Origin of the sequence: Catellatospora sp. NPDC049111 (genome assembly GCF_040648615.1) — a bacterium.
Lineage (GTDB): Bacteria > Actinomycetota > Actinomycetes > Mycobacteriales > Micromonosporaceae > Catellatospora > Catellatospora aurea.
The window spans coordinates 1-5,145 of record NZ_JBEZEB010000084.1; the positions used below are offsets into that span (position 1 = coordinate 1).

The following is a 5,145-nucleotide window of genomic DNA, read 5'->3' on the forward strand; positions in this document are numbered from 1 at the left end:
TCAGGCACATGACCTTCCACCACGACTGCGGCTTGGCGTGGCTCTCGTCGGCCTCCGGCCCGACCGGCTGCACCCGGTGCTGCAGCAGCCAGCCGGTGAACCGGCCGTGCGGCTTCGGGGCGGGCCCCGGCGCTCCGACTGTCGCCGGGATGGCGTATTCGATCACCTGTTGCTGTGCCGGGTTGCCCATGACCTTCCGATGCCCTCGCCGAATCCTGTGTCGAGCCTCGGCAACGATAGGGCCTTTCCCGACCCCCTGAGCGTCAAAATTTCGTCAAGACCTGCCGCAACGGCCGGCGGCCCCGCCCCGGCGGCTGACGCGGGGCGGGGTCCGGTGGGGGGTGCCCGTGGTCGGTCAGGCGGCGTCGCGGGCCAGGACGTCGTCGAGGGTCTCCCGGCGTACCAGCTCGCGTGCCTGCCCGTCATGGACGGCGAGCAGCGGCGGCCGGCCGACCAGGTCGTAGTTGGAGGCCAGCGGGAAGTGGTACGCCCCGCAGCCCGGCACGGCCAGCAGGTCGCCGGGGCGCAGGTCGCCGGGCAGCGGCTCGTCGCGTACGAGCAGGTCGCCGGGTTCGTCGTGGCGGCCGACGACGGTGGTCGGGCACAGCGGCGCCTGGCTGGCACGGCCGGTCAGCACGGCGGTGTAGCGGGCTCCGTACAGGGCCGGGCGGGGGTTGTCGGACAGGCCGCCGTCGACGGCGACGATCTGGCGGCCGTCCTCGTGCCGCACGGCGGTGACCCGGTACAGGGCCACGCCGGCGCGGGCGACGATGGCCCGGCCGGGGGTCACCGACAGGCGCGGTTTGGCGATGGCGCGGCGGTCGCATTCCAGTGCCAGCCGCCGGCGCATCCGGGCGGCGAACGGGTCGACGGGCAGCGTCGGATCCTGCTCGGTGTGGGCGACGGCGAACCCGCCGCCGATGTTCAGCTCCTCGATCCGCACCCCGTGCGCGCGGCGCAGCTCGGCGGCGGTGGCGACCAGCTGGGCGACGGCGTGTTCGTAGCCGCCGAACTGGGCCAGTTGCGAGCCGAGGTAGACGTCGAGGCCGACCAGGTCCAGCAGCGGCTCGTCGGCGATGGCTGCGACGAGTTCGGCCAGTTCGCCGCTGGCGACCGGTGCGCCGAAGCGCTCCTGTGCTGCCCAGGGGGGCCGGCCGAAGCCGAGCTGGGCGGGCAGCACCCGCAGGATCACCTGCTGGCGGCGCGGGCGGCGGGTCCGGGTGAGCCGCTGCACGTCGGCGAGCGACTCGACCACGACTCTGCCGTCGCCGCCGGTCTCGACCTGCCCGTGGGCGATGATGCGGTCGGGGGCGATGCCGAGGGTCCGCGCGAGGTTCCACTGTCCCTGGGAGTACACGGCCAGGCCGAGTCCTGCTTCGGCGACCCAGCGCAGCAGGCCGCGACACATGAGCGCCTTGGCCGCGTAGTAGACCTGGGCGGGGCCGAACGCGGCGGCGTAGGCGGCGCAGCGTTCGCGTACGTCGGCTTCGTCAAGGATGTAGGCGGGGGTGCCGTACTCCTCCTCGACGAGGGTGAGGGGCACGCCGCCGATGGCCAGCCCGCCGCGGCCGAGGGTGGTGGTCAGCGGCCACAGGCCGCGGTCGAGCTGCCGGGGCGGCAGCGAGGAGCGCAGGGACGGGATCACGTCGGCGAGGGTCATCGCCACTCACCTCGCCGAAGCGATGAGACGGGCTCCGCCGGAGCCGAGGGTGCGGTTGTCACGTCTCCCATGACAGCCGCCGCGGCACCCGCCTGCCAAGGATCTTGACGGGATGGGTACGCCGCACGGCCGTTTCTTGACGCGAATCCGGCGGCGGCTCACGCGGGCAGTTCCTCGGCGGGCACGAACCGGTAACCCATGCCCGGTTCGGTCAGCAGCTGGCGGGGGTGGGCGGGGTCGGCTTCGAGTTTGCGGCGCAGCTGGGCCATGTACTGGCGCAGGTAGTTGGTCTCGGTGGCGTACTGCGGCCCCCAGACGTCGTGCAGCAGCTGCCGCTGGCTGACGAGCTTGCCGGGGTTGCGGACCAGCGCGGCCAACAGCTGCCACTCCGTCGGGGTGAGGCGGATGTCGCCGCCGCGGATCTGGTGGTCGGCGACGTCGAGTTCGAACCTGCCGACGCGCACGAACCGCCGCGACTCCGGCGCGGCGCCGTGGCGGCGGGTCGCGGCGCGGATGCGGGCCAGCAGCTCGTCGACGCCGAAGGGTTTGGTGACGTAGTCGTCGGCTCCGGCGTCGAGGGCTTCGACCTTGTCGTCGCTGCCGGTGCGGCCGGACAGCACGATGATCGGCGTCGCCGACCAGCCGCGCAGGCCCCGGATGACCTCGACGCCGTCCATGTCGGGCAGGCCGAGGTCGAGCACGACCACGTCGGGCAGGTACGAGCCCGCGGCGCGCAGCGCCGTGGCGCCGTCGGGGGCCAGCTCCACGTCGTAGCCGCGGGCTTTGAGGTTGATGCGCAGCGCGCGCAGGATCTGCGGTTCGTCGTCGACGATGAGGACCTTCGTCATCGCATGGCCTGTTCTGGTTCGTGGGCGGTGATGGCGGGCGTCGGGTCGGCGGTGGGCAGGGACAGCACCATCGTCAGCCCACCGCCGGGGGTGACCTCCGGGATCAGTGTGCCGTCCATGGCTTCGCTGAGGCCGCGGGCCAGGGCAAGGCCGAGGCCGACCCCGGTGTCGTTGCTGCGGTCGCCCAGGCGCTGGAACGGCAGGAACACCCGGTCCCAGTCGGCTTCGGGTATGCCGGGGCCGTGGTCGACGATGCGCAGCTCGACCCGGCCGCCGTGGGCGCTGGCCTTGACCAGCGGCGGATGGCCGGACGGGCTGTGGCGCAGCGCGTTGCCGATGACGTTGACCAGGACCCGTTCCAGCAGGCCGGGGTCGGCGGTGACGGCGGGCAGGTCGGCGGGGATGCGCATCCGCACGCCGCGGCCCGCGTCGCCGAGCTCGTCGAGGGCGTGCGGGACGACGTCCTCGACGCCCATGGGCCGCGGTGACACGCCGAGCACCCCGGCTTGCAGGCGGCTCATGTCCAGCAGGTTCTCGACCAGGCGGTGGAGCCGGTCGAGGGATTCGGCCGCGGTGGCCAGCAACTCGGCGCGGTCCTGCTCGTCGAAGTCGACCTGGCCGCCGGCGAGGCTGTCCACGGCGGCTTTGGCCGAGGCGAGCGGGGTGCGCAGGTCGTGGCTGACCGCGGCCAGCAGCGCGGTGCGCATCCGGTCGGCTTCGGCCAGGGGCACGGCGGCGGCGGCCTGCTCGGCGAGGCGTTCGTGCTGCAGTGCGAGGGCGGCCTGCGACGCGAACGCCTCCAGGATGCGCCGGTCGGCGGCGGCCAGGGCCTTGCCGCGCAGCACGAGGGTGAGGTCGTCGCTGACGGGCACGTCGGTGTCGGCCTCGCCGGGCGCGAACGACGGCTTGCCGCCGACGGTGGCCACGACGCGCCAGGCGGCGGGATCGTGGCGGCGTTCGGGGCCGCGGCCGACGCCGTCGCGGGCCTCCAGCAGCGTGACCGCATCCAGGCCGAAGGTCTCCTGCAGGCGCTGCAGCAGCGCGGTCAGCGGCCGGTCGCCGCGCAGGACGCTGCCGGCAACGGTGGCCAGGGTCTGGGCTTCGGCTCCGGCCTGGGCGGCTTCGCGGCTGCGGCGGGCCGCGGCGTCCACGGTCGCGCTCACCGCGATCGCGACGACCAGGAACACCCCCAGGGCGAGCAGGTTCTCCCGGTCGGTGATGGTCCACTGCCTTATCGGCGGGGTGAAGAAGTAGTTGAGCAGCGCGGAGGCGCCCAGCGCGGCGACGATCGCCGGCCACATGCCGCCGACCAGGGCGATGGCGACGACGGCGGCCAGGTACAGCAGGATGTCGGTGCCCAGGTTCAGGTCTTCGAACTGGTACAGCCCAACGGTCAGCAGCGGCAGTCCGAGCAGCGTCAGCGCGTATCCGGCCAGGCGGCGGCTGACCGACAGGGCGCTGCCCTGGTCGCCGATGGTGCGCCCGCGGCCGGCTTCGGCGTGTGTGACCAGGTGCACGTCGATGGACCCGGACTCGGCGGTGGTGGTGACACCGACGCCGCGGGACAGGATCTGCGCGAAGCGCCCGCGGCGGCTGGCGCCGAGCACCAGCTGGGTGGCGTTGACGCCGCGGGCGAAGTCCAGCAGCGCCCGGGGCACGTCGCCGCCGACGACCTGGTGGTAGGTGCCGCCCATGCTCTCGACGAGGATGCGCTGCCTGGCCAGCAGCGCCGGGTCGGCTCCGGCCAGGCCGTCGCTGCGGGCGACGTGCACGGCGAGCAGGTCGGCGCCGCGGGCCCGGTCGGCGATGCGGGCCGCGCGGCGGATCATCGTCTCGCCCTCGGGGCCGCCGGTCAGCGCGACGACGACACGTTCGCGCGCCTCCCACGTCGTGTCGATCCGATGTTCGGTCCGGTACCGGTCGAGCTGCTCGTCGACTTTGTCGGCCAGCCACAGCAGCGCCAGCTCGCGCAGCGCGGTGAGGTTGCCGACGCGGAAGTAGTTGCCCAGCGCGGCGTCGATCTTCTCGGGCCGGTAGACGTTGCCGTGGGCCATGCGCCGCCGCAACGCCTCGGGGGTCATGTCGATCAGCTCGACCTGCTCGGCGCGGCGGACGACCTCGTCGGGCACCGTCTCGCGCTGCGGCACCCCGGTGATGGTCTGCACGACGTCGTTGAGCGACTCCAGGTGCTGGATGTTGAGGGTGGACAACACGTGGATGCCGGCGTCGAGCAGCTCGTTGATGTCCTGCCAGCGTTTGGCGTTGCGGCAGCCGGGCACGTTGGTGTGGGCGAGTTCGTCGACGAGCACGACCTCGGGGCGGCGGGCGAGGATCGCGTCGACGTCCATCTCGGTGAACGTCGCGCCGCGGTAGCCGATCGTGCGCCGGGGCACGAGTTCGAGTTCGCCGAGCATGTGCAGGGTGTGTCTGCGCCCGTGGGTCTCGACGAAGCCGACGACGACGTCGGTGCCGCGCTCGCGGCGGCGGTGCGCCTCTTCGAGGGCGGCGTAGGTCTTGCCGACGCCGGGGGCGGCGCCGAGGTAGATGCGCAGCTGGCCTCGCGTCATCTGCGGTCCTCTCTGCGGGTGCGGCCGGGCGGCCGGGTGACCCTGGGGGGAAGACACGCAGCCACCGCGA

General features: G+C 73.5%; 4 protein-coding genes. All 4 read right to left on the reverse strand.

All coding sequences use genetic code 11. The annotated features are described in order from the left end of the window. Positions 1-190 (reverse strand): hypothetical protein (locus AB0B66_RS43605; protein ID WP_360541538.1); only part of this gene is annotated, 190 nt, incomplete at its 3' end. Between the two features lie 165 nt (positions 191-355). Beyond that, on the reverse strand, positions 356-1,660 hold the full coding sequence (locus AB0B66_RS43610; RefSeq protein WP_360541540.1) for a diaminopimelate decarboxylase: 1,305 nt from the start codon (positions 1,658-1,660) through the stop codon (positions 356-358). A gap of 158 nt (positions 1,661-1,818) precedes the next feature. Beyond that, complete coding sequence (locus tag AB0B66_RS43615) at positions 1,819-2,508, reverse strand: response regulator (RefSeq protein ID WP_360541542.1); 690 nt, start codon at positions 2,506-2,508, stop codon at positions 1,819-1,821. After that, positions 2,505-5,075: a DUF4118 domain-containing protein gene (locus tag AB0B66_RS43620; RefSeq protein WP_360541544.1), complete on the reverse strand. Its 2,571-nt coding sequence runs from the start codon at positions 5,073-5,075 to the stop codon at positions 2,505-2,507. The genes AB0B66_RS43615 and AB0B66_RS43620 overlap by 4 nt, the downstream gene beginning before the upstream one ends. Between the last annotated feature and the right edge of the window lie 70 nt (positions 5,076-5,145).